The 21,784-nt window shown below is 62.4% G+C and carries 17 protein-coding genes and 1 pseudogene; 16 read left to right on the top strand and 2 right to left on the bottom strand.

All coding sequences use genetic code 11. The features are described from left to right. The first annotated feature begins 18 nt into the window (after window positions 1-18). From murC to DBW_RS13575, 12 genes are all read left to right on the top strand, one after another. On the top strand, window positions 19-1,419 hold the full coding sequence (gene murC, locus DBW_RS13630) for a UDP-N-acetylmuramate--L-alanine ligase (protein WP_066728035.1): 1,401 nt from the start codon (window positions 19-21) through the stop codon (window positions 1,417-1,419). A gap of 25 nt (window positions 1,420-1,444) precedes the next feature. Next, window positions 1,445-2,371: a D-alanine--D-alanine ligase gene (locus tag DBW_RS13625; RefSeq protein ID WP_066728033.1), complete on the top strand. Its 927-nt coding sequence runs from the start codon at window positions 1,445-1,447 to the stop codon at window positions 2,369-2,371. 25 nt (window positions 2,372-2,396) lie between these two features. After that, window positions 2,397-3,245 carry a cell division protein FtsQ/DivIB gene (locus tag DBW_RS13620; RefSeq protein WP_066728032.1) on the top strand — a complete coding sequence of 283 codons (849 nt, stop codon included), beginning with the start codon at window positions 2,397-2,399 and terminating at the stop codon, window positions 3,243-3,245. 29 nt (window positions 3,246-3,274) lie between these two features. Further along, window positions 3,275-4,507: a cell division protein FtsA gene (gene ftsA, locus DBW_RS13615; RefSeq protein WP_066728031.1), complete on the top strand. Its 1,233-nt coding sequence runs from the start codon at window positions 3,275-3,277 to the stop codon at window positions 4,505-4,507. 99 nt (window positions 4,508-4,606) lie between these two features. Beyond that, window positions 4,607-5,755, top strand: coding sequence for a cell division protein FtsZ (gene ftsZ / locus DBW_RS13610; protein ID WP_066728029.1), 1,149 nt, complete (start codon window positions 4,607-4,609; stop codon window positions 5,753-5,755). A gap of 311 nt (window positions 5,756-6,066) precedes the next feature. Continuing rightward, window positions 6,067-7,788: a radical SAM protein gene (locus tag DBW_RS13605; RefSeq protein WP_066728028.1), complete on the top strand. Its 1,722-nt coding sequence runs from the start codon at window positions 6,067-6,069 to the stop codon at window positions 7,786-7,788. 389 nt (window positions 7,789-8,177) lie between these two features. Beyond that, on the top strand, window positions 8,178-9,470 hold the full coding sequence (locus DBW_RS13600) for a hypothetical protein (RefSeq protein WP_157471900.1): 1,293 nt from the start codon (window positions 8,178-8,180) through the stop codon (window positions 9,468-9,470). 38 nt (window positions 9,471-9,508) lie between these two features. Further along, window positions 9,509-9,982: a cytochrome C gene (locus DBW_RS13595; RefSeq protein ID WP_066728026.1), complete on the top strand. Its 474-nt coding sequence runs from the start codon at window positions 9,509-9,511 to the stop codon at window positions 9,980-9,982. A gap of 18 nt (window positions 9,983-10,000) precedes the next feature. Next, window positions 10,001-12,778, top strand: coding sequence for a CxxxxCH/CxxCH domain c-type cytochrome (locus DBW_RS13590; protein ID WP_066728025.1), 2,778 nt, complete (start codon window positions 10,001-10,003; stop codon window positions 12,776-12,778). 69 nt (window positions 12,779-12,847) lie between these two features. Next, on the top strand, window positions 12,848-13,366 hold the full coding sequence (gene tpx, locus DBW_RS13585) for a thiol peroxidase (RefSeq protein ID WP_066728024.1): 519 nt from the start codon (window positions 12,848-12,850) through the stop codon (window positions 13,364-13,366). Between the two features lie 276 nt (window positions 13,367-13,642). Further along, window positions 13,643-15,568, top strand: a complete 1,926-nt coding sequence (locus tag DBW_RS13580) for a GGDEF domain-containing protein (RefSeq protein ID WP_066728023.1) — start codon at window positions 13,643-13,645, stop codon at window positions 15,566-15,568. 70 nt (window positions 15,569-15,638) lie between these two features. Then, the gene (locus DBW_RS13575) at window positions 15,639-16,712 is read left to right on the top strand and encodes an IS630 family transposase (protein ID WP_082820209.1); all 1,074 of its coding nucleotides are present in this window, start codon (window positions 15,639-15,641) and stop codon (window positions 16,710-16,712) included. A gap of 349 nt (window positions 16,713-17,061) precedes the next feature. On the opposite strand, the pseudogene DBW_RS13570 reads toward DBW_RS13575, so the two are convergent. Then, window positions 17,062-18,162, bottom strand: a pseudogene (locus DBW_RS13570) (IS4 family transposase); the annotation flags it as partial. Between the two features lie 265 nt (window positions 18,163-18,427). Here DBW_RS13570 and DBW_RS18590 point away from each other — a divergent pair. Continuing rightward, window positions 18,428-18,571 carry a hypothetical protein gene (locus DBW_RS18590; RefSeq protein ID WP_157471899.1) on the top strand — a complete coding sequence of 48 codons (144 nt, stop codon included), beginning with the start codon at window positions 18,428-18,430 and terminating at the stop codon, window positions 18,569-18,571. Between the two features lie 100 nt (window positions 18,572-18,671). Here DBW_RS18590 and DBW_RS13565 read toward each other — a convergent pair whose 3' ends face one another. Further along, complete coding sequence (locus DBW_RS13565; protein WP_066728022.1) at window positions 18,672-18,860, bottom strand: hypothetical protein; 189 nt, start codon at window positions 18,858-18,860, stop codon at window positions 18,672-18,674. 172 nt (window positions 18,861-19,032) lie between these two features. On the opposite strand from DBW_RS13565, the gene DBW_RS13560 reads away from it, so the two are divergent. From DBW_RS13560 to DBW_RS13550, 3 genes are read left to right on the top strand one after another with little or no spacing between them, the layout of a single operon-like run. Next, window positions 19,033-20,091: a hypothetical protein gene (locus DBW_RS13560; RefSeq protein WP_066728021.1), complete on the top strand. Its 1,059-nt coding sequence runs from the start codon at window positions 19,033-19,035 to the stop codon at window positions 20,089-20,091. Between the two features lie 17 nt (window positions 20,092-20,108). Then, on the top strand, window positions 20,109-21,320 hold the full coding sequence (locus tag DBW_RS13555) for a vWA domain-containing protein (protein ID WP_066728020.1): 1,212 nt from the start codon (window positions 20,109-20,111) through the stop codon (window positions 21,318-21,320). Window positions 21,321-21,356: 36 nt separating this feature from the next. Next, on the top strand, window positions 21,357-21,761 hold the full coding sequence (locus DBW_RS13550; RefSeq protein WP_066728019.1) for a hypothetical protein: 405 nt from the start codon (window positions 21,357-21,359) through the stop codon (window positions 21,759-21,761). Window positions 21,762-21,784: the final 23 nt, after the last annotated feature.

Below are 21,784 nucleotides of genomic sequence, written 5' to 3'. Positions count from 1 at the left end.
CCGAGAAGGTAATTAATTATGTACGGCAAGATTCGCAAAATTCATTTCATCGGCATCGGCGGCATCGGCATGAGCGGCATCGCCGAGGTGCTGCTCAACCTCGGCTACCAGGTGAGCGGTTCCGACTTGCGCGAGAGCGAAATCACCCGCCGGCTGAGCGAGCTGGGAGGAGAAATCGCCTACGGTCACCGGGCCGAGAACCTGCGGGAGGTCGACGTGGTCGTCACCTCGACGGCGGTCAAGGCTGACAACCCCGAGGTGCAGGAAGCCCATCGCCTGCTGGTGCCGGTGATTCCGCGGGCCGAAATGCTCGCCGAGCTGATGCGTATGAAGTACGGCATCGCGGTGGCTGGTACCCACGGCAAGACCACCACCACCAGCATGATCGCCACAGTCCTCTCCCACGGCGGCCTCGACCCGACGGCGGTGATCGGCGGCCGTCTCGACCTGCTCGGCTCCAACGCCAAGCTCGGCCAGGGGAAGTTCCTGGTCGCCGAGGCCGACGAGTCGGACGGCTCCTTTCTCAAGCTGTCGCCAACCATCGCCATCGTCACCAATATCGACCTCGACCACCTCGACTATTATCACGACCTGGAGGAGATCAAGGCGACCTTCGTCGATTTTATCAACAAGGTCCCTTTTTACGGTGCCGCGGTCCTCTGCCTCGACGACCCCAACATCCAGAGCATCATCCCCCAGGTCAGGAAGCGTTTCATCAGCTATGGCCTGGCGACCCAGGCCGATTACCAGGCGACCGAGATCATGCACCGGGAAGGAGAGACTTCCTTCACCGTCCTCTGTCGCGGCGAACGTCTCGGGTCGATCTCCTTTCGCATGCCGGGGCGGCACAATGTCCTCAACGCGCTCGCCACGGTGGCGGTCGCCATGGAACTCGAGCTCCCCTTTGCCGAGATCGCGGCGGGCTTCGCCGATTTCGGCGGCGTCGGGCGCCGTTTCCAGATTCGCTACAATGCGGGCGGCATCATGGTGGTCGACGATTACGGCCATCACCCGGCGGAGATCAAGGCGACCCTGGCGGCGGCCCGTTCCGGTTGGGACCGGCGCGTGGTGGCGGTCTTCCAGCCCCATCGCTTCACCCGCACCAGGGCGCTGTTCGATGACTTTGTCACCGCTTTTTACCAGGCAGACACCCTGCTGGTGATGGATATCTACGCCGCCGGCGAGGAGCCGATTGCTGGTGTCGATGCCCGGGCGCTGACGGCAGGCATCGCCGGCCATGGTCATCGGGACGCCCATTACCTGGCGGAGCAGGCCGCGGTGATCGACCATTTGCTGGGGCAGGTGCGCCCCGGCGATATTGTCATTACCCTCGGGGCCGGCAACGTCTGGCAAGTCGGGGCGGAACTGGCGGAATTGCTGAAACAGCGGCAGCCGGAGAGTTCCCCGGCCGGGACCTGAAATTGCGGTCCGGAAACAGGATACTATGCAACGTGACGAGCTGAAAAAGAAGACGATCGGTGTACTCCTCGGCGGCCTTTCGGCGGAACGGGAGATCTCGTTGCGGACCGGTCGCGCCGTCCATGCGGCGCTGGTCGCCGCCGGCTACCGGGCGGTAGCGATCGATGCCGGCCGCGATCTGCCGCAGCAGCTGGCGGAAGCTGGCGTCGAGGTTGCCTTCATCGCCCTGCATGGCCGCTTCGGTGAGGACGGCACGGTTCAGGGCCTGCTCGAACTGATCGGCATCCCCTATACCGGCAGCGGCGTCCAGGCCTCGGCGGTGGCGATGGACAAGGTGACGACCAAGAAGTTGCTGCTGCACCATGAATTGCCGACTCCGGCCTTCGAGGTGTTCCATCGCGGTGAGGACGTGGCGGCCCTGGCCGAGCGCTGCCGGCACTATCCGCGGGTGGTCAAGCCGGCCCGGGAGGGGTCGACGATCGGGGTTCACATCGTGCACGATGCCGCCGAACTGAAGGCCGGGGTTGCCGAGGCCCTGGAGCACGATGACCTGCTGCTGATCGAGGACTATATCCCGGGCGCGGAGGTGACCGTCAGCGTCCTCGGTGAAGCGGTGCTGCCGGTAATCCAGATCGTCCCCAAAGGGGGATTTTACGACTACCAGGCCAAGTATACGGCGGGCCAGACCGAGTACCTGCTGCCGGCGCCGCTGGAGCCGGCCCTCTACGCCCGCCTGCAGCAGGTCGCACTACAGGCCTGCCGGGTCCTCGGCTGCCGGGGGGCGGCCCGGGTCGATTTCATGGTGCGCGAGCGCGAATTCTATTGCCTCGAGGTCAACACCATCCCGGGAATGACCGAGACCAGCCTGCTGCCCAAAGCGGCGCGCCAGGCCGGCATCGATTTTCCGGAACTGGTGTTGCGTATCCTCGAGGATGCCGGGTTGAACAAGTAGTGGTCAGGCGATAGCAAGGATAGCGATGCGGGATTTCAAGAGTGACAAGCCGGCCCGGGTCAAGGGCAACCGCCTGAAGCGGGAAAAACAGCCTCTCGACTGGAGGAAGCTGCTCCATCGCGGGCTCGGCGTCACTCTGTTCCTCGGCAAGCTGGCGCTGGTGATCCTGTTGGTCGGTGCTGCCTTTCTCGCCGGCCGGACGGTCTTTCATTCGGACTATTTCGCCGTCGCCGCGATCCGGGTCGAAAACCTTCAGCGCCTTCTGGAGGACGACGTGATCGGCCTCTCGGATATCCGCCCCGGGGTCAATATCTTTGACCTCGACCTGGAAGCGATCGGGCGCAAGATCGCCGAAAATCCCTGGGTGGCGACGGCCGAGGTGCGCAGAGTCTTTCCGCGCGAGGTCGTCATTTCAGTCCATGAGCGGGAGCCGCAGGCGATCATCAACCTCGGCTATCTCTACTATATCGACGGCAATGGCGAGATTTTCAAGGTACTCAGCGGCGAGGACCGTCTCAATTACCCGGCCCTGACCGGCATCGACCGCAAGTTTTTACTCGACAACCCGGGTGAGGCGCATGCCCTGCTCAGGGATGCGATGAACCTGCTCGCCGAGCTGGCCGGCCGTCGCGTCTTCACCCTCGACGAAATCTCGGAGGTTCATCTCGACCGGGAGGACGGCCTCAGTATCCATACCCTGGTGGGCGGGGTGCCGGTGCGGATGGGGTTTCGCGATTTTCGCGGCAAGCTGGACCGCCTTGAGCGCATCTATCCGGAGCTGCAGGGGCGGCTGACGGGACTGAAATACATCGACTTGAACGTTACGGACCGGGTGATCGTCAAGGTGGACACCCTCCGTAACGGCCGCGGCTAGGACACGAGAGCGAGGGGAAGGGGAGGACCATGAGCAGCAGAAGAGGAGAAAACCTGATTGTCGGCCTGGACATCGGCACGACCAAGATCTGCGCAATCGTCGGCAACATGACCGACGAGGGGCTCGACATCGTCGGCATCGGCACCAGCCCGTCGAAGGGCCTGCGCAAGGGCGTCGTCATCAACATCGAGAGCACCGTCGAGGCGATCCAGAAGGCGCTGCGCGAGGCCGAGCTGATGGCCGGCTGCGAGATCAAGTCGGTCTTTGCCGGCATTGCCGGCGGCCACATCCGCGGTTTCAATTCGCAGGGGGTGATTGCGATCAAGAACCGCGAGGTCAACAAGGACGACGTGCGGCGGGTGATCGACGCCGCCAAGGCGATTGCCATCCCGATGGACCGCGAGGTGATCCATATCCTGCCCCAGGAGTTCATCATCGACGACCAGGACGGCATCAAGGAGCCGTTGGGGATGAGCGGCGTGCGCCTCGAAGCGAAGGTCCATATCGTTACCGGCGCGGTCGCCAGCGCCCAGAACATCATCAAGTCGTGCCAGCGCGCCGGCGTCGGTGTCGCCGACATCGTCCTCGAACAGCTCGCCTCCAGCGAGGCGGTCCTCTCGCCGGACGAGAAGGAACTCGGCGTGGCGCTGATCGACATCGGCGGAGGCACCACCGATATCGCCATCTTTGTCGACGGTGCGATCAAGCACACCGCCGTGCTGTCCCTGGGGGGGAACCATCTCACCAACGACATCGCCGTCGGTCTGCGCACGCCGATGGCCGAGGCGGAGAAGATCAAGCAGCAGTACGGCTGCAGCCTCACCTCGATGGTCGGCAAGGACGAAACGATCGAGGTGCCTTCCGTCGGTGGCCGTGAGGCGCGGATCCTCTCGCGCCAGCTGCTCGCCGAGATTCTCGAGCCGCGGGTGGAGGAGATCTTCACCCTGGTCAACCGGGAGATCGTCAAGAGCGGGTTCGAGGATGTCATCGCCTCGGGAGTGGTGATCACCGGCGGGACTTCGATCCTGCCAGGGATGCCCGAACTGGCCGAGCAGATCTTCAACCTGCCGGTGCGCCGCGGCAACCCGCGGGATATCGGTGGTCTGACCGACGTTGTCAATTCACCGATCTACGCTACCGGCGTCGGCCTCGTCAAGTACGGCAGCCGCAATCTGCAGACCCGCAACTTCAGTGTCGGTGAGGCGAATATCTTCGACAAGGTGGTGCGGCGGATGAAAGAATGGTTCGGGGAGTTTTTCTGATTCCCATCGCAGTTCAAGGAACAAGAGGCAATCGCGGAGAAGGTTCAACAATCCGGCGCTACGGAGAGTGTCCGGAGTAACCAGAGAAGGGAGGGAGTCATGTTCGAATTTGATGAGAATGTGGATCAGTCAGCCAAGATCAAGGTGATCGGGGTCGGTGGCGGTGGCGGCAACGCGGTCAATACCATGATCGTGTCCCAGATCGAGGGGGTCGAGTTCATCACCTGCAACACCGACGCCCAGGCGCTGAAGACGAGCCGCTCGCCGATGAAGCTGCAGCTTGGCGCCAAGCTTACCAAGGGGCTCGGCGCCGGGGCCAACCCGGAAATCGGCCGGGAGGCGGCCCTGGAAGACCGCAACCGGCTTGCCGACGTCCTCGCCGGCGCCGACATGGTCTTCATCGCCGCGGGCCTGGGCGGCGGAACCGGCACCGGCGCGGCGCCGATCATCGCCGAGGTCGCCCGCGAGTCGGGGGCGCTGACGGTTGGTGTCGTCACCAAGCCCTTCTCGCGCGAAGGGCGGCAGCGCCTGAAGAAGGCGGAAGAGGGGGTCAGCCAGCTCAAGGAAGTGGTCGATTCGCTGATCGTCATCCCCAATGACCGTCTCCTCGGCCTCGCCGGCAAGAACATGAGCATCCTCGATGCCTTCAAGCCGGCCGACGACGTGCTGCGCCAGGCGGTGCAGGGGATCTCGGATCTGATCACCACCCACGGCCTGATCAACGTCGACTTTGCCGACGTCCGGGCGATCATGAGCGAGCGCGGCATGGCAATGATGGGAATCGGGGTCGGCGAAGGCGACCGGCGGGCCGCGGAAGCGGCGCACATGGCGATCAGCAGCCCGCTGCTGGAGGATATCGACATCTCTGGCGCCCGCGGGGTGCTGGTCAATATCTCCGGATCCTCCAACATGACGATGGAGGAGTTCGACGAGGCGTCGCGCATCATTCATGAGAAGGTGCACGAGGACGCCAATATCATCATCGGCCTGGTGATCAACGAAGACCTCGGCGAGCGCATCAAGATTACTGCCATCGCCACCGGTTTCGGGGCCTCCTTTGAAAAGGACAAGCGTCACGCCGAGGAGTTGAAGAAGAATGCGGCGGCCGTCGCCATGGGCAAGATCGACCGCGACCTGCCGACCTTCATCCGCGAGCGGCAGAAGAGTGCGCCGCGCAGCCTCGGCACCGTGGCTGGCGACGAGGATCAGTACGATATTCCGACCTTCCTGCGCAAGCGGGTCGATTAATCGCTGACCGCTGACCGCTGATCGCTTGGTTTTTTTCGCCAGAACGCCGTCCTGTGCCGGTTCTCCGCCCGGCATGCCACGGGGGCGTATCTGTTCCACGCTGCAATGCCTGACGACTCCCTCGTCAACCGGGCCGCCCCTGGCGGCCCTTTTTTTGTGCGCCAGGCGTACCTGTTTGGCAGCAAGGGTCCAGTTGGTGTAGTCTTGTGTCCATCGGGAAACCCAGCTGGGCACGGCGTGGTTTCCGAATCGGAAACGAGTCTTGCCTCAGCTCCATGAGATATTCCCCCTGTTGCCGGTAATGGAATCGGATGTCGCGAAAATTGCTCGACAAGGCACGCCGCCGCCTGGAGGCGGAGAGCGGTTGCCACGCCAACCCCTGGGGGGGACGGCTCAGCGTGGCGCTGGTCTATCCCAACACCTATCACCAGGCAATGAGCAATCTCGGTTTTCTGACCGTCTATCAGCTCCTCAACAGCCGGGACGATACCCTCTGCGAGCGCTTCTTCCTCCCCGATACCGACGACCTCGCCGAACACCGGAAAACCGGTTACCCGCTCTTCTCTCTCGAATCGAGGCGCCCCCTGGCCGATTTCGACCTGGTCGCCTTCTCGATCTCCTTCGAGAATGACTACCTCAACCTGCCGCTCCTGTTCGAGCTGGCCCGTATCCCTTTCTGGCGGGAGGAGCGCGGCGACCGTTATCCCCTGATCCTCTGCGGCGGGGTCTGTGCCTTTCTCAACCCGGAGCCGCTGGCCGAGGTCATGGACCTGTTTGCCATCGGCGAGGCCGAGCCGTTGTTGCCCGACCTTCTGGCGGTCCTGCTCGCCGCCGGACCGCGGGACGGGTTGCTGGACCGCCTGGCCGAGGTGCCGGGACTCTACCTGCCATCCTTTTATACGGTGCGTCAGGCGGCGGATGGTTTCATCACCGATGTCGAGGTCGCGCCGCCGGCCCCGGCGCGGGTCGCGCGGCGCTGGCAGGCTGACCTCGATGCCAGTGATACCCGCTCCTTCGTCCTGACGCCGGAGACTGAGCTCGGCGACATGGCCCTGACCGAGATCTCCCGGGGGTGCTCGCGGGGGTGTCGCTTCTGCGCCGCCGGCTTTCTCTTCCTGCCGCCGCGGGAGCGCAGCCTGGAGAATCTGCAGCGCCAGGTGGGCGAAGGGCTCTGTCATCACCCCAAGCAGGGGCTGGTCGGTGCCGCGGTTTCCGACTACCCGCAGATCGTCGAACTGGAGGAGTCGATCCTCGCCGCCGGCGGCAAGGTCTCGGTCGCCAGCCTGCGCATCGATGCCTTGAGCGAGAAAGAGGTCGCTGCGCTCGCCGCCTCCGGGCACCGCACCGTGGCCCTCGCCCCGGAAGCGGGGAGCCAGCGCCTGCGAGACCTGATCAACAAGAATCTCGACGAGGAGCAGATTCTCGCCGCAGTTCAGCGCCTGGCCGCCGCCGGCATTCCCAATCTCAAGCTCTATTTTCTCATCGGCCTTCCCGGTGAGGAGGAGAGCGACATCGAGGAACTCCTCGCCCTGGTGGGCCGGGTGCGGGAGGTCTGGCTGGTCGAAGGGAAGCGGCGCGGCCGGCTCGGGCAGATTACCCTCTCGGTGAATCCCTTTATTCCCAAGCCCTTCACCCCGTTCCAGTGGGCCGCGATGCCCGCCGATGCCATTCTCAAGGCCCGCCTCGGCCAGCTGCGCTGCGGCATCGCCCGGCTCGGCAACGTCGAGCTGCACTCCGAGTCGCTGCGCGCCGCGACCCTGCAGGCGCTCCTCTCCCGCGGCGATCGCCGGGTCGGACGCATCCTGCCCGCCTTGGCGTCCGGGCGTCCTCTGCGGGCTGCCTGTGCCGCTGCCGGGTTCGAGCCGTCCTGGTTCGTGCACCGACAACGCGCTGCCGGAGAGACTTTTCCCTGGGAAGTTCTCGATAGTGGCGTCCGGCGGGACTATCTCTGGGCCGAGTACCAGCGTGGTCTGACCGAACAGCTTTCGCCGCGTTGTCAGGCGGGCTGCCGCCGTTGCGGCGTCTGTGGCTAACGGAGGCCGGCGCCTATCCACACAGCCAGCCCCTGTGCTGGTTCGCAGCAGATGTTGCGCTTATCACCCTGTTGCCAGTAACAACTCCTGTTTGATAATTGAACAGATCGATTTATTCCCCTCTTCGCCAGAGGGTAAAGGGGGTATTGTGTAGTGGACCCTGGGGAGTTCGGTACTCCCGCCCGCAGGGTAACCCGTTGTAATCAGAGAACCTCCCGAAAGACCTGAAGACTCTACCGCCGCTCGATTGAAATTCCGTTCCAGAAAAATGACCAATTCGGTTATATAAAGTTGTATTAAAGTCCGTCTCTGGTATATACGAAGGACGCGCCGGAAGTGCTGGACTACTGCCGGTGTCGTTTTTTAACAGGTACCGCCAAGGAGGAGACATGGATAACGCATGCAGGACAGTGCTACGCCGTTCACGGGTAATCTTCATTGTCGGTTGTCTGCTGCTCCTCGGGCCGGGATGGGTCGGGGCGGCAGAAATTTCGCTGCAATCGGAGACCCTGTTCCGATTCATGCAGCGGGATACGCTGACGACCAGGGATGCCGCGGTGCTGCCGATTTACGAATACCTGCAGGCGGATGCCGGCAATCTCAACGCCCGCGGGCTTTCGCTCCACCTTTACGGCTGGGGGCGGGCCGATCTCGGCAACGGCGATTATTACAGTGATGATCCGAGTGGCGAACTCCTCTACGGTTACCTCGAATACACCCGGCCGTTCAGCAATTTCAACCTACGCCTTGGCCGCCAGTACGTGATCGCCGGCTTGGCGAACGACAGTATTGACGGGCTCTCCCTGCGGACCGATCTCGGTCCCTATTTTACGCTCTCCGCCTACGGCGGGCTGCCGGTCGCTCTCGATACGGCCGCCGGCCGTAGCGGGGACAGCATCTACGGTGGTCGGCTCGCCCATCACTTCGGCACCCGCTACGAAGTCGGCGTTTCCTACCAGCAGGTTGCCAATGACAGCGTCACCGAGGATCAGCAGGTCGGGATCGATCTGGCCCTTGCGCTCCCTGCCGGTATCAGCCTCTCCGGCAAGTCCAGCTACAACCTGGAGAGCGATGGCTGGGGGGAAAACTTCTACGAGGTGCGTTTTTCGCTGGGCGATTTTCACTTCCGCCCCTTTTTCGAGAGTTACAATTATCGTGATTATTTTGCCGCCGGGGAAGAGACCCCCAACCCCTTCTATATCCTGAGCCAGGGTAACGAGGCGCTCACCGCCTACGGCACCGACCTCCTCTGGACCGGGCTCGGCAGCTGGGAGGTCGGCGCCAAGGTCAAGTTCTTCAACTACGATGTCAACAACGATTCGGCCGCCTATTACGCGGCCATCCTCACCTGGCATGGCGCGGAGCTGACCCAGGCGGGGGGGGAAATCGGCACCAGCCAGGGGGATGCCGCCAGCAACAACTATCTGCTCGGCAGGCTCTTTTTCTACTGGGACAAGCCAATCGATCTGCCGCACACCTTTGTCAGCGGCGATCTCCTCTATGCCTCCTACGACAAGCCGGTCTACGGCCAGGACGGCTCTTTCTTCGCCTCCCTCGGCGCCGGTCACCGTTTTCTCGATGACCACCTGGAGCTGAAACTCTCCGCTGATTACAGTTCCGATCCCAACTTCGACAGCGACTGGCGAGGGATGCTGGTGGCCAGTTACCGATTCGGCCGCTAAGCGGACAAGGTACCTCGACTTCCTTCAGGAGCAGATATATGCCTAAGCGACTCTTCTTTGTCCTCGCCGTCTTGATTCTCCCTCTCACCCTTCTCTATGCTTGCGCCGGGCTGGAGCGGGGGTATGTCTTCCCCACCCAGCACCCACCGGAGGCGGAGCTCGGCAGCAACCGGCCGATGTGCACCGATTGCCACGATTCGCGCGATGACCATGTCGCCTACGTCGATTTCAATCACACGACCTTCTTTACCGAAAGCCATCGCAGTGTGGCCGGTCGCAGCGCCCAGGTCTGTGCCATGTGTCACCAGCAGAGTTTTTGCAACAGTTGCCATGCCACTGGCATCGAGCTGAAACCTTCTGTCAAGGACCAGAGCGATACCTACCGGCGCATGCCGCACCGGGGCGATTACCTGACCCGGCACAAGATGGACGGCCGGCTCGACCCGACCTCCTGCTACCGCTGTCACGGCAACCCCAAGGCGGCCCGTACCTGTGCCCCCTGTCACGGCTGATCGAGCAAGGAGACGCGTATGCTGAACACCCGATTCCGTCTGTTCCCCCTGCTGCTGTTGCTTGCACTGCTGGGGGGTTGCTCCAGCGGCAATTCCGATGGGCCCCGGCCCGGCCCGGTCCACCCCCAGAACTGGGCGGCCCTTCATGGTGCCGAGGCAAAGACGGACCTTGCCTCCTGTACCCTCTGCCACGGCCTGGACTTTCAGGGGGGGAGGATCGGGATCTCCTGTTACGACTGTCACCTTGCCGGACCGCCCTTTGCCCTGCATCCACTCGCGTGGACTAACGTGGTGACCGACCATCAGGGATTTGCCGACAGCTACAGCTGGACCGGCTGCGCTGCGGCGGCCTGCCATGGTGCGACCCTGCAGGGGGGCGCTGGCGGGCCGAGCTGCCTGCGCGCCACTCTCGGCAGCGTTGCCTGCCACCCGGGAGTCGATCCGCCGGCACCGGGCAATCACGTCGCTCCCTTTACCGACCCGGCCAACCACGGCCCCCTGGCCAAGAGCAAGCAGCTCTATTGCCGCAACTGCCACGGCCGGCCTGACAATATCTTTGACGGCGGCTTCGTCGCCGATGCGCTGATTCTCAACAATCCGTCCGGCAACTGCTCTGGCTGTCATAGCGCTGCCCAGGCCCACCCGACCAACTGGCAGGGAGGCAATGACGCCGGCGCCGGCAACGACGCCCAGGACAATAACTATGCCTCCTCCCACCGGGGGCTGAATACCCCGGGGTGCCAGCTCTGCCACAGCACCACCGCTCCCGGGATTGGCCCGATCGCGGCGGCGCCGAGCTGTTTTGACGCCAATCACACCAACGCCAACGGCCTCACCACCGGTTGCCATGGTTCTGGCGGCCCGGGCGCTACCCATTCGCTCAGCCCGAGCTGGTTGCTGCCAAGCGGTACGGTTGCCAGCAGCCATGTCCAGGCGAGCATTGCCGGAACCCCCGATTGCAGTGCCTGCCATGCCCAGAGCGGCGGTCTGATCCAGCCCGACTGTGGCAGTTGCCACACGGCCACGGCGCCCAATAACGTCTCCGGCAGCTGTGACTCCTGTCACAATACGCCCCCCGACGGGTTGGCCCCGGCCGGCAATGCCCGCCCCAACCGGGCCGGCGGCCACCTCGCCCACGATGCGCTGACCACCGCAACCGGCAACTGCTCGGCCTGTCATAATGGCGCCGGGAGTGATACTCTCAGTCACTACGACGCCACTGCCCCCGCCAATGTCGCCTTCGTGGCAACCTACAGTGCCAAAGCCGGTGCGGCCGCTTTCACGCCGGACGGCGCCAACCCGGCCACCGGCAGCTGTACCAACGTCAGCTGCCACGGCGGACAGACCAGCCCCGACTGGCTGACCGGTTCTCTGATTGTCGATCAGGATTGCACCTCCTGCCACGAGCAGGGGACGGCGGCACAGGCGCCGGAGAACAACAGCTATTACTCCGGTCGCCATATTACCCATGCCGGTACCGGCGGCCGGGCGGACACCGCCGGCTACAGCCCGACCTGCAGCGCCTGCCACGACGCCACGGCCCTGGCCGTTGACCATTTCGCTAACCTCGACACCGCGGCCTTCGAGGGGACCCCGGCGGCAACCCTGGTTGCCGGCCTCGGTTACGACACCACGGTGACGCCGCCAACCTGCACCACCAATATCGCCGGCTGCCATAGCGGTAGCACCCGCTCCTGGAGTGCCACCGGCGGCGCTCCCCATGCCCTTGACGGCAGTTACCTGCTGGGAAGCAACCACGGTCCGGACGCCAAGGGCCTTAACTCTTCCATCTTCCCCAATGGCATGCTCGACTGTCAGCCCTGCCACGGAGAGGCCGGCGGCGCCGGCAGCAATCCGCAATTCAATATCGGTATCTTCAGCCAGGGCGGCAACGGTTGCGAGGGTTGTCACAACACCGGCACGGCCCATCCCTCGGTCTCTTCTATCATGTCGCCGCCGAATGAAAGCGTCGACTGGTACGATGGCAGTTATACCCACCGCAACGTGCCCAACGCGCTCTATTCGACTGCCTGCGCCCTCTGCCACGGAGCGAACCTCGAAGGGCTGCCGGCGGGAACCGGTCCCTCCTGTTCCGCCGGGGTCTGCCATGTTGCCGACCCGGTGGTCAACTCGAGCGGCTGTGTTTCCTGCCACGCGACGCCCCCTTCCAGCGCCGGTGTGGCCGGGAACGTTCGCCCCAACCGGGCCGGCGCGCACACGTCGCACAATGCCTTGACCGGTGTCACCGGCAGCTGCGCTGTCTGCCATAATGGTGTCGGTTACGGGACCCTGGCACATTTTGATATGATGGAACCGGCCGATGTGGCGATTCCGGCCGTTGCCGGGGGCTACATGGCGCAGACCGGCGGCAGTCCCGTCTTCACACCCAATGGGACCGATCCCTCGACCGGCACCTGCAGCAACGTCAGCTGCCACGGCGGCAAGACGACCCTCGACTGGGCGACGGGGAGCCTCGCCACCCTGACCGGCAATGCCCTTTGTCTCAGCTGCCACGCCTCCGGCACCAGCCAGTACAACAGCTATGACTCTGGACGGCATAACCGGAACACCAGCCATACCAATTTTGCCCTTTGCACCGAGTGTCACGACCCGACCAAGCTGACCAACTCGGCTGGCATCCACTTCAATGATCTGGCGACGACCGCCATGACCGAAGCGAAGCTGACCATCAAGCTTCCGGGGACCGGGACCTACACGCCGGGGGCGATATCGAGGACGGGGACCTGCAACAATTTCACCTGCCACGGATTTACCCACTCCAACGAATCCTGGTAGTGTTGACAGGTCGAGGTATCAAGGTAAAATTATGACCGTTTCACGAATCTATCCCAGGAGGATTTACCCATGAGCCAGGAACGTACCGGTGTCATCACCTTCAAAGGCAACCCCATGACCTTGCTCGGCCCCGATGTCAAGGTCGGCGACGCCGCCCCCGATTTCCGGGTGGTGGACAACGGGCTGCAACCGGTCACCCGCGACAGCGCCAAGGGGAAGGTGCAGCTGATCACCGTCGTGCCGTCCCTCGACACGCCGGTTTGCGACACCATGACCCGCAAGTTCAACGAGGAGGCGGCCAAACTTCCGGGGTCGGTCGTTGTCTACACCGTCAGCCTCGATCTCCCCTTCGCCCAGAAACGCTGGTGCGGCAATGCCGGGATCGAGAAGGTCCAGACCCTCTCCGATTACCAGGACCGCTCCTTTGGCCTCAACTTCGGAGTTCTGATCAAGGAGCTTAAACTTCTCGCCCGGGCTGTTTTCGTGATCGGCAAAGACGGCAAGCTTGCCTACCGGGAGATCGTCAAGGAAGTCACTGCCGAACCCGATTATCAGGCCGCGCTTGCCGCCACCCGTGCCCTCATCTAGGTACCTCCGGCTACCTGTTGCGAAGCGATCGCCCCGGCCACCTGCCGGGGCGATCGTGCTTTGGAACAGGAATCCAAAAGACCACATTCTCCTCCTGGACCGGCCTTTTGCCGGAATCACGTCCCCCGGTCGGGCGCGCTCCCGGAATCGCTGGGTCCGCCGGCAAGTTTCCCCCCGGGAAATTAAAGACACTCGAGAACACGCGACCCTCGCGACGAGCAGGGCACGACAATTGCTAATCCTTTTCGACAGAACGTCAGCCGAAAGGGGTTTCTCATGCTCGATTTACGGGTTCTCCACCCCGTGAAGCGGTTTATCCGCTTCATCACCTTCGTCGACCTGCCGATCCGGAAAAAATTCACCCTCTACTCGGTCGGAGTTCTCTTCTGGTTCCTGGCGATGGCGGTGCTGTCTTTTGTTGCCATGTACAGCATCAACGGCAGCTATAACCGGGTCATCAACGAAGTGATTCCCCAGGACCGGGTGGTGCAGAAGATCATTCGCAATCTGCAGGCCCTCTCCATCGATGCCTCCGGCGCCCTCAAGGCCCGTGACGTCGAAGCGGCGGTCCGCGCCGCCGATCTCTCCCACAAGCGCCTCCTCGATATCCGCAGCTTCATCTCCGCCCTCGCCCTGGGGGGCGAGGTCAACGACTATTCCCACGATACCGGCAAGCTGCTGGAAACGGTCCGCACCAGCTCGGTTCGCAACGATCCGGCCGGAGTCGAATTCCTCAAGCAGTTGACCAGCCAGCTCGGTGCCATCGACGAGGCAAACCAGGCATTCTTCTCCTCCAAGCTCGAACTGCTGAAAAAGGGGAGCGGCGTTCCCGAGACCCTGGCCAAGACCCACGACCAGCTGCAGGAAGAGCTCTACGCCGCCAACAACCTCGCCGTCGACTATTCCGCCCAGCTTTCGGATCTCTATTCCGGTTACGCCCGCACCATCGGCCAGACTATCCGCCAGACCTCGCTGGTCATTGCCGGTGTTCTCGGCATCGCCGTGCTGCTGCTCGCCCTCTTCACCGTCTGGATCGCCGGGGCATTCGCCCGGCCGATCCGCTCGATCATCGACCAGATTCACAGTCTCGGCACCGGTGACGTCGACCTGACCAATAAGATCAAGATCAGCTCACGGGACGAGATCGGCCAGCTCTCCTCCGAATTCAACGAGCTGATGGAGACGGTCTACGGCATGACCATGTTCAAGAAGGTGATCGAGGAGGACTCGACCCTGGAAGACGTCTACTCGCGCCTCGGGGACGCCTTCGGCAAGGAGTGCGGGATCGAGGAGTTCGTCATTTACGAGGTCAAAGACAATCACCGCGAGATGCAGCCGGTCTATCCGGCGATCGTCGCCAACAAGGATCTCGCCTGCAACCCTGATATCCTCGCCAACTGCGAGCTCTGTCGGGCGCGCAAGACCGGCCATTCGATCTCCTCCCTCAACTACCCGGGGGTCTGCAAGATGTTCAAGCAGGAGACCGGCCTCGAACACGTCTGTATCCCGATGATCATCGGCGGCCGCACCGGCGGCGTGGTGCAGTTTCTTTTCCGCCCGGACAGCACTGGCAAGGTCGATGCCCACGATGTCCACGCCCGCATCTTCAAAGCGGAGACCTACGTCAACCAGGCGCTGTCGGTGATCGAGGCGAAGCGGCTGATGAATACCCTGCGCGACTCGGCGCTCAAGGACCCGATGACCGGGCTCTACAACCGGCGCTTCCTGCAGGACCACGCCGGGCCGATCATCGCTGGTCTGCAGCGGCGCAAACGCACCCTCGGCCTGGTGATGTGCGACATCGACTACTTCAAGCAGGTCAACGACAAGTTCGGTCATGATGTCGGCGACCAGATCCTCAAGGAGACCGCGTCGATCATCCGCAAGAGCGTACGCGAGGCGGACATCGTCATCCGCTTCGGCGGCGAGGAGTTCCTGGTGCTGGTGGTCGACATCCACCCCGGCGAGGCGCTGACCGTGGCCGAGAAGATCCGCCAGAACATGGAGGCGATCAAGTTCTCGACGCCGGACGGGCCGCTGAAGAAGACCATCAGCCTCGGCGTCAGCGAATTCCCCGGTGACAGCGAGGCCTTCTGGCAGGCGATCAAATACGCCGACGTTGCTCTCTACAAAGCGAAGGAGACCGGCCGCAACCGGGCGCTGCACTTTGTGCCGGAGATGTGGACGGGGGAGGAGTTCTAGTGTTTAATTGCAAAACTAAGCGTTATAATATAGACTTCTTTCACCCCCACCATCGTGAAAGGAGTCGCTTATGCCGAGAAAATCTCCAATACCCCTGTGCAGCGAAAAGGACCGCCAGACACTCAGGGAATGGGCAAGCAGTCGAAGCATGGAGGCGCGCCTTGTTGAACGTGCCCGGATTATCTGCAAACTCCTTGACGGAGAATCCGTCAGCAAGGTCGCCATGGATCTTAACGTGCGCCCGAACACGGTTATTGAATGGCGGAACCGTTTCTCCGCTGCGGGTATTGCCGGGCTATATGATCGCCCGCGCTCTGGCAAACCGCCGAAATATGACCAGGCGTTTCAAACGCGAGTTCTGAAAGCGTTGGAACTTCCGCCACCGCCCGGCCAGGCATGTTGGGACGGCCCGGCGCTTGCCAAGCAGTTTGGCGCTTCGGATGATGCCATTTGGCGAGTGCTGCGCAAGCACAATATCAGCCTTGCCCGACAACGAAGTTGGTGCGTAAGCACTGATCCAGAGTTCGCACCAAAGGCGGCTGACATTATCGGGCTCTACCTGGCGCCCCCCGAAAAAGCCTTGGTGATCTCAGTCGATGAGAAACCGAGCATCCAGGCGCTTGAGCGCGCCAAGGGGTATGTCTGTACCAGTAGCGGCAAAGTCGTCCAGGGCCTAAAGAGCACCTACAAACGGCATGGAACCCTGAACCTTTTTGCGGCGCTCAACGTAGCGACAGGCGCCGTGCATACGCAGACAACCGAGTTCAAGAGAAGGGTTGATTTCCTAGCCTTCATGGATCAGGTCCTCTCAGAACTTCCGGACAGCGACCAGCGAGAAATTCACGTGATCCTGGACAATTATTGCATTCATAAACGCAACGACGAATGGCTTGCGCAGCACCCAAACGTCATGTTTCACTTTACACCGACTTCTGCAAGTTGGCTCAATCAAGTCGAGATATGGTTCGGCATTCTTTCACGTAAGGCACTGAAGAACGCCAGTTTTCAAAGCATTGACCAGTTGCGTGCGGCCATCGAGGCCTTTATAGAAGCCTATCAGCCCAACGCCAAGCCTTTTGTATGGCGTAAGCGAGAGGTCAAGGGGTCGCAACTGAGAAACACTATCGCTAACTTTTGCAACTAGACACTAGCCTGTCGCCAAGTGGCACCCCGCAACCGGGTATTGCTCCGTAACCTGGTGCGTGAGGCACCAATCTGTTGCCGGTTTCGGCGGCAACAAAGATAATTTTTTTCCTGATTAGCCCTAATTCTCAGCTGAGGGGCGAGAGCACCTTGGGCATCCAATATGTAGGGGCCCCATTGTTCAATTCATCGCTACGGCTTGGGCTCTTGTAGGGGCGATCCGCATCAAGCTGAGAATCGGACCTAATCAGGATTTTTTTTGGGGCTAATGCAGTAGTGTCCGGTTAAGAAGTTGCATAGGCTCCGAAGTCCAAGTCAATGATATCGGGAGGCCCTAAGCCTGCGGCCGCATCCTCGGCGGCCTCGTTGCGAATATTGTTGCGAAGCTCACGCACCCTGTTGATGCTGACACGTTCGCCATGCTCTTCGTGGCAGTAGATGGCCAGCAGCAAATAAGTAATCAACCCTGCGAGGATCTGCACCAGCAGGCCGTAGGGACTGCGGGCAATCAGGTGATACACCTTGAGGTGGCGCTTCCACCAGGCGAAGAAGGACTCGATCGTCCAGCGTAGCTTGTAGATCAAGGCAATCTGCTCGGCGGTCAGATCGAAGCGGTCGGTGGCGACCCAATAGGATTTTTGGTCAACCTTGTAGCCGACCACACGCACTTCTCGTTCGGTCTGGTTGACATCTTTGGTGCCGAGCAACACCCTGGCGTCATAGAAAACATGACTGCCGGGGACAACAGGATTGGCGCTCAACTCCGTCTTACGAGAACTGGCTTTGATGCGGCAGACAAAGTGGCGTCCCTGATCCTGCCAGTCGTCAAAGTTTTTGTAACACTGGTAATAGCGGTCATAGACACCTGTCTGACCGGGAGCCACGAGCCGTTCCGCCTGAGGACGCTCGTCGCCCTTGCCGTCGGTTAATGTGACTTTCTGGGGGACACCACGACCGATATCGAACCCCAGGTGAACCTTGGCCTTTTTGGCTCCGTCTCGATAGTCCGCCCAGAGCATGGACAGCGTAGCGTCAATCAGCGAACCATCGACGGCGATCAGATCGCCGAGATCGGAGATGTCTTTGGCGACAGGAATCTTTTGTGAGACCTGTTTCTGCAGGTCTTCGTAAACATGAATCATCTGCTCCAGCCCTCGGGTATTGATCGCCTCAAAGAAGGCGCTTTTCCGGATACCGCCGGGCGGTGCAATATGAGTCGCGGCAAAATCTTCCTGCGTCAGAACCTGAAGCAGATGACGCCCCGAAGAATGCTCTTCGAGGTGATAGTAGGTCAGGATTTTCAACTGATCTTCAAACGTCATCTGCAGTGGCCTGTTGCCTCGGGCCTCAAGAACCGGGGCATGTTCGAGAGCGCCCTTGAACGGGGTAAAAAGTCGGACAATGGAGCGCCTGCTAAGCCGGGTACGGTGGCAGCGAACAAGTAATGACATTTTCGTAAATCCTCATATAAAATAGGTATTTACGAAAATCACCGCGCCGACTTCACGACGATTTGTCAAGCAAAAAATACGCTAACTTGTGAAAATATTTACAATTATCTGCAACTTTGGGTGAATGCAATTTGCTAACCGGACACTACTGGGGCTAATGCGAAGAATCACTCAAATGGGTGATTCTTCTTTATTCCCTCTCTGCTACTCTCTTTTTAAAATCCCACTCTTCCTGTCAACAGTCCGTCAATGTCTGGAGCTCTTCATGGCCCAGTGTCGGAATTCCCTGGCTCCCGGTCTGGCTCTTGGTTTCAGTAGCCACCAGACGTTGTTGCACCTCGCGGACGCTGCCACTCTCCATGTCGTCGACCATGGGAATCAGCGGATCCAGGTCTTCCCTCCCGATTGACCCGGAGCGAGAGACTCTCAACCTTTGTTTGCCGTGCTATGCTGTAAAGCCCCTGACAATCGTCAGGGGCTTCTTTTCTGCGGGGAGGAGGAAGGCAGGCTCAGCGGGGCGGATCGTCCTTCGGCTTGAGCAGGTGATCGAGGGGGTTGCGCGCGGCGCTGCGCAGCCGGGTGTAATCGGACCAGAGGCTGCGGGCCCGGGCAAGGAGACGCCGGCTGGTGGCGGGGCCGAGGAGGAGCAGAAGCAGCCCGCCGATGAGGATCATTTCCGTCAGTCCCAAACCGAACATCGTCGCCTCCGTAGAAGGGAGATTCATCCTCGCACGGATCGGTCGCCGAGGCAAGCTGCGCACACGAACAGCTGCGCACACGAAAGGGTCTGGACCTCGCTGCCGATTTGCGCTATCGTTTGATTCCTGACCGAAAACGATATCAATTCCCGAACAGGATGAATTTTCAGCAATGAACGTCGAACAGATGAAGCTGGTGCTGGCCGAAATCCTCACCAAGACCGATCTCACCCCCTGCATCGTCGGCCACCGCGGCGTCGGCAAAACCGCTGGCGTAATCCAGGTCTGCCGGGAGATGGGGCGCCGTTACGTACCGTTGCGCCTTGGCCAGATGGAGGTCGGCGACCTGGTCGGTATCCCCTTTCGAGATGGGGAAACGATGCGCTGGTCGCGCCCCTCCTGGTGGCCGGCCGACGACGCTGCCGAAACGGTGGTGCACTGCGACGAGCTGAATCGTGCCCAGCAGGAGGATACCCTGCAGGCGATCTTCCAGTTTGTCGAGCCGCCGGTCGAAGGAGAGCGCCGCGCCCTGCACACCCACACCCTGCATCCCCGTCACAAGGTGGTGGTCTCCATCAATCCCCCGGACGGCAGCTACCAGGTCGCGACCCTCGATCGGGCGCTTCTCGACCGCATGGTCATCCTCCAGGTCGAGAGCGACTACGCCTGCTGGGCGCGCTATGCCCGGGAACGGCGGCTCGACACGGAGGTCTGCCAGTTCCTCGGTGCCAACACCCATCTGCTGGCCCGGCAGGACCAGCCCTTCGAACTGCCGGTCGAACCGACCGAACGCGCCTGGGAGATGGTCAGTATCCTGCGGCGCTCCTGTCGCTTCCCGGCGGAACTGGAGATGGAGGTCTATGCCGGTATCGTCGGCAAGGAAGCGGCGGTCATCTTCCTGCGCTGGTGTCACGAACAGCGTGAACGCCCGGTAACGGCGCTCGAAGTGCTCGACAGCTGGCCCGAAGTGGCCGCCCGGGTGGCGGCCCAGCGCGACGATCTGCAGGCGGTGACGCAGAGCGATGTGGTCGTCACCCTCGACGGCGGGCTGGAACTGACCGCCGCGCGCGAGGCCAACCTGGTCGCCTATATTGCCGTCCTCCCCCGTGACCAGCGCTTCGGGCTGGTGAAATCGCTGGCGCGAATCCCGGCAGTGGCGGCGGCAATTACCCAGGACAAGTACGATGCGGTGGTCTTCGAGGCGATCGCAGCGATCAGTGGCGAATGCTGACAACCGAGCCATGAGCGATGAGCAGTGAGGCGGTAACGGGACTGGAAGGGGTGCGCAGCGCCATCGTGCGGCTGCTCAAGGAGCGTCCCTTCTACGGCCACTTCCTGCTCCCCTTCCGGCGCGAACTCGGGCCGGGACCGCAGGCGCTGGGGGTGACGATCCGCGGCGGCGTCCCGACCCTCGCGGTCTGTCCGCCCGCCTTCGCCGGCTATAGCGCGCCAGAGCAGCAGGCGCTTCTCGAACATGTCCTCAAGCATGTCCTGCACCTGCATCCGCTGCGCCGCAAGGAGCGTCACAGCCAGAGCTGGGACATCGCCTGCGACCTGGCGATCAACCCCGGCATCGCCAACCTCCCCCTTGCGGCGATCACCCCCGAACGGCTGGGGTTGCCGGCAAGGCTGGCGGCCGAGGAATATTACCGGCTGGTGACCCGCCCCTACGATAGCGGCAACCTGGACGGGGAGGGGTACGGCAATGCCGCCCGCGACGCCGGCAGCTACCAACAGGCGGATGCGGCCGGCGAGCGGCCGTTAGCGGACCCCCTGGCCTCAGCGCAAACCATCGACGACCACCGCGCCTGGGCCGAGGCGGACAGCACCCCGGCACCGCTCGGCGAGGAGGTGGTGCGCGGCCTGGTGCGGGAGGCCTGGCGGGCAAGCCGGGGCGAGGTGCCGGGGGAAGTGCGGCAGCTGGTGGCCGGGTGGCTGGCGCCGCCGATCATCCCCTGGCGCCAGGTATTGCGGCAATTCGTCGCCACTGCCGGCCGGGTCGGACGGCGCTCAACCTGGAAACGCGAGCATCGGCGCTTCGCGCATACCACCCCGGGCATCCGCAAGCGCCAGCGGCTCAACCTCCTGGTCGGGGTCGATGTCTCCGATTCGACCGACCGGCAGCCGCTGCGGGAGGCCTTCGCCCGCGAGCTGCTACAGCTCGCCCGCGGCCGGGAGAGCCTGATCACCGTTCTCTATGCCGGCAGCCGCATCCAGAAGATCGAAACCTTTCGCAGCAGCGCCGCCGTCGCCGAGGTCTACCACGGCGGCGGCTTCACCGACCTGCGCCCGGTCTTTGCCTATGCGCGGACCATGCAGCCGCGACCGGCGGCCGTCATCTACCTGACCGACGGCTTCGGCGCGGCGCCGCAGGAGATGGAGTTCCCGACCCTGTGGGTGCTGACCCGGGATGGCCAGAGGCCGGTCCCCTGGGGGGTGGAGCTGCGGCTCGATACCTGAGTTGACAGATTGAATCAGACCAAAGGGAGATAACAGATGGAACAGCCGCAGCCGATGACAGTCGAGTCGGTACAGGCGATGCTCGAAACGGCAGGGGCACGGGTCATGGCCCGCTCCGGCCGCAGTGAGAATTACAGCGCACCGCGGGAATTCTCCTTCGAGGTCCGGGGCGTCTGGCCCAACGGTCTCGGCCTGCATATCGTCGCGCGCCAGTTCAACTACCGCGATCCCTGGGAGGCGCAGGGGCGGGTCAACGACCTGGTCGATGTCGCGCTGCTGCGTGACGGGAGCTTTTCGCCGCTGCCGAAGGGGTACGCCTGGTTTCAAGGGCGGGACGAGGAAGTCGGGATCGACGAGACCGCCCTGCGCGAGATTATCGCCGTGGTGGCCGGGATCAACCCCAAGCTCTTCCGCCTGCAGGAGCTGACCGGGGATCTTTGAAACGGGTGCAGGAATGAAGCAGG

The organism is Desulfuromonas sp. DDH964 (assembly GCF_001611275.1).
Lineage (GTDB): Bacteria > Desulfobacterota > Desulfuromonadia > Desulfuromonadales > DDH964 > DDH964.
Note: the sequence above shows the minus strand (reverse complement) of the source record. Positions and strands in the feature narration are given on the sequence as shown.

Coding starts and splice junctions, on each gene's coding strand:
- DBW_RS13565 (WP_066728022.1), bottom strand. CDS start 18,860: ATGTTCGGTTTGGGACTGACGGAAATGATCCTCATCGGCGGGCTGCTT.
- murC (WP_066728035.1), top strand. CDS start 19: ATGTACGGCAAGATTCGCAAAATTCATTTCATCGGCATCGGCGGCATC.
- DBW_RS13590 (WP_066728025.1), top strand. CDS start 10,001: ATGCTGAACACCCGATTCCGTCTGTTCCCCCTGCTGCTGTTGCTTGCA.
- DBW_RS13555 (WP_066728020.1), top strand. CDS start 20,109: ATGAGCAGTGAGGCGGTAACGGGACTGGAAGGGGTGCGCAGCGCCATC.
- ftsA (WP_066728031.1), top strand. CDS start 3,275: ATGAGCAGCAGAAGAGGAGAAAACCTGATTGTCGGCCTGGACATCGGC.
- DBW_RS13605 (WP_066728028.1), top strand. CDS start 6,067: ATGTCGCGAAAATTGCTCGACAAGGCACGCCGCCGCCTGGAGGCGGAG.
- DBW_RS13625 (WP_066728033.1), top strand. CDS start 1,445: ATGCAACGTGACGAGCTGAAAAAGAAGACGATCGGTGTACTCCTCGGC.
- DBW_RS13550 (WP_066728019.1), top strand. CDS start 21,357: ATGGAACAGCCGCAGCCGATGACAGTCGAGTCGGTACAGGCGATGCTC.
- DBW_RS13560 (WP_066728021.1), top strand. CDS start 19,033: ATGAACGTCGAACAGATGAAGCTGGTGCTGGCCGAAATCCTCACCAAG.
- DBW_RS13620 (WP_066728032.1), top strand. CDS start 2,397: ATGCGGGATTTCAAGAGTGACAAGCCGGCCCGGGTCAAGGGCAACCGC.
- DBW_RS13595 (WP_066728026.1), top strand. CDS start 9,509: ATGCCTAAGCGACTCTTCTTTGTCCTCGCCGTCTTGATTCTCCCTCTC.
- DBW_RS18590 (WP_157471899.1), top strand. CDS start 18,428: ATGGCCCAGTGTCGGAATTCCCTGGCTCCCGGTCTGGCTCTTGGTTTC.
- DBW_RS13600 (WP_157471900.1), top strand. CDS start 8,178: ATGGATAACGCATGCAGGACAGTGCTACGCCGTTCACGGGTAATCTTC.
- ftsZ (WP_066728029.1), top strand. CDS start 4,607: ATGTTCGAATTTGATGAGAATGTGGATCAGTCAGCCAAGATCAAGGTG.
- DBW_RS13575 (WP_082820209.1), top strand. CDS start 15,639: ATGCCGAGAAAATCTCCAATACCCCTGTGCAGCGAAAAGGACCGCCAG.
- DBW_RS13580 (WP_066728023.1), top strand. CDS start 13,643: ATGCTCGATTTACGGGTTCTCCACCCCGTGAAGCGGTTTATCCGCTTC.
- tpx (WP_066728024.1), top strand. CDS start 12,848: ATGAGCCAGGAACGTACCGGTGTCATCACCTTCAAAGGCAACCCCATG.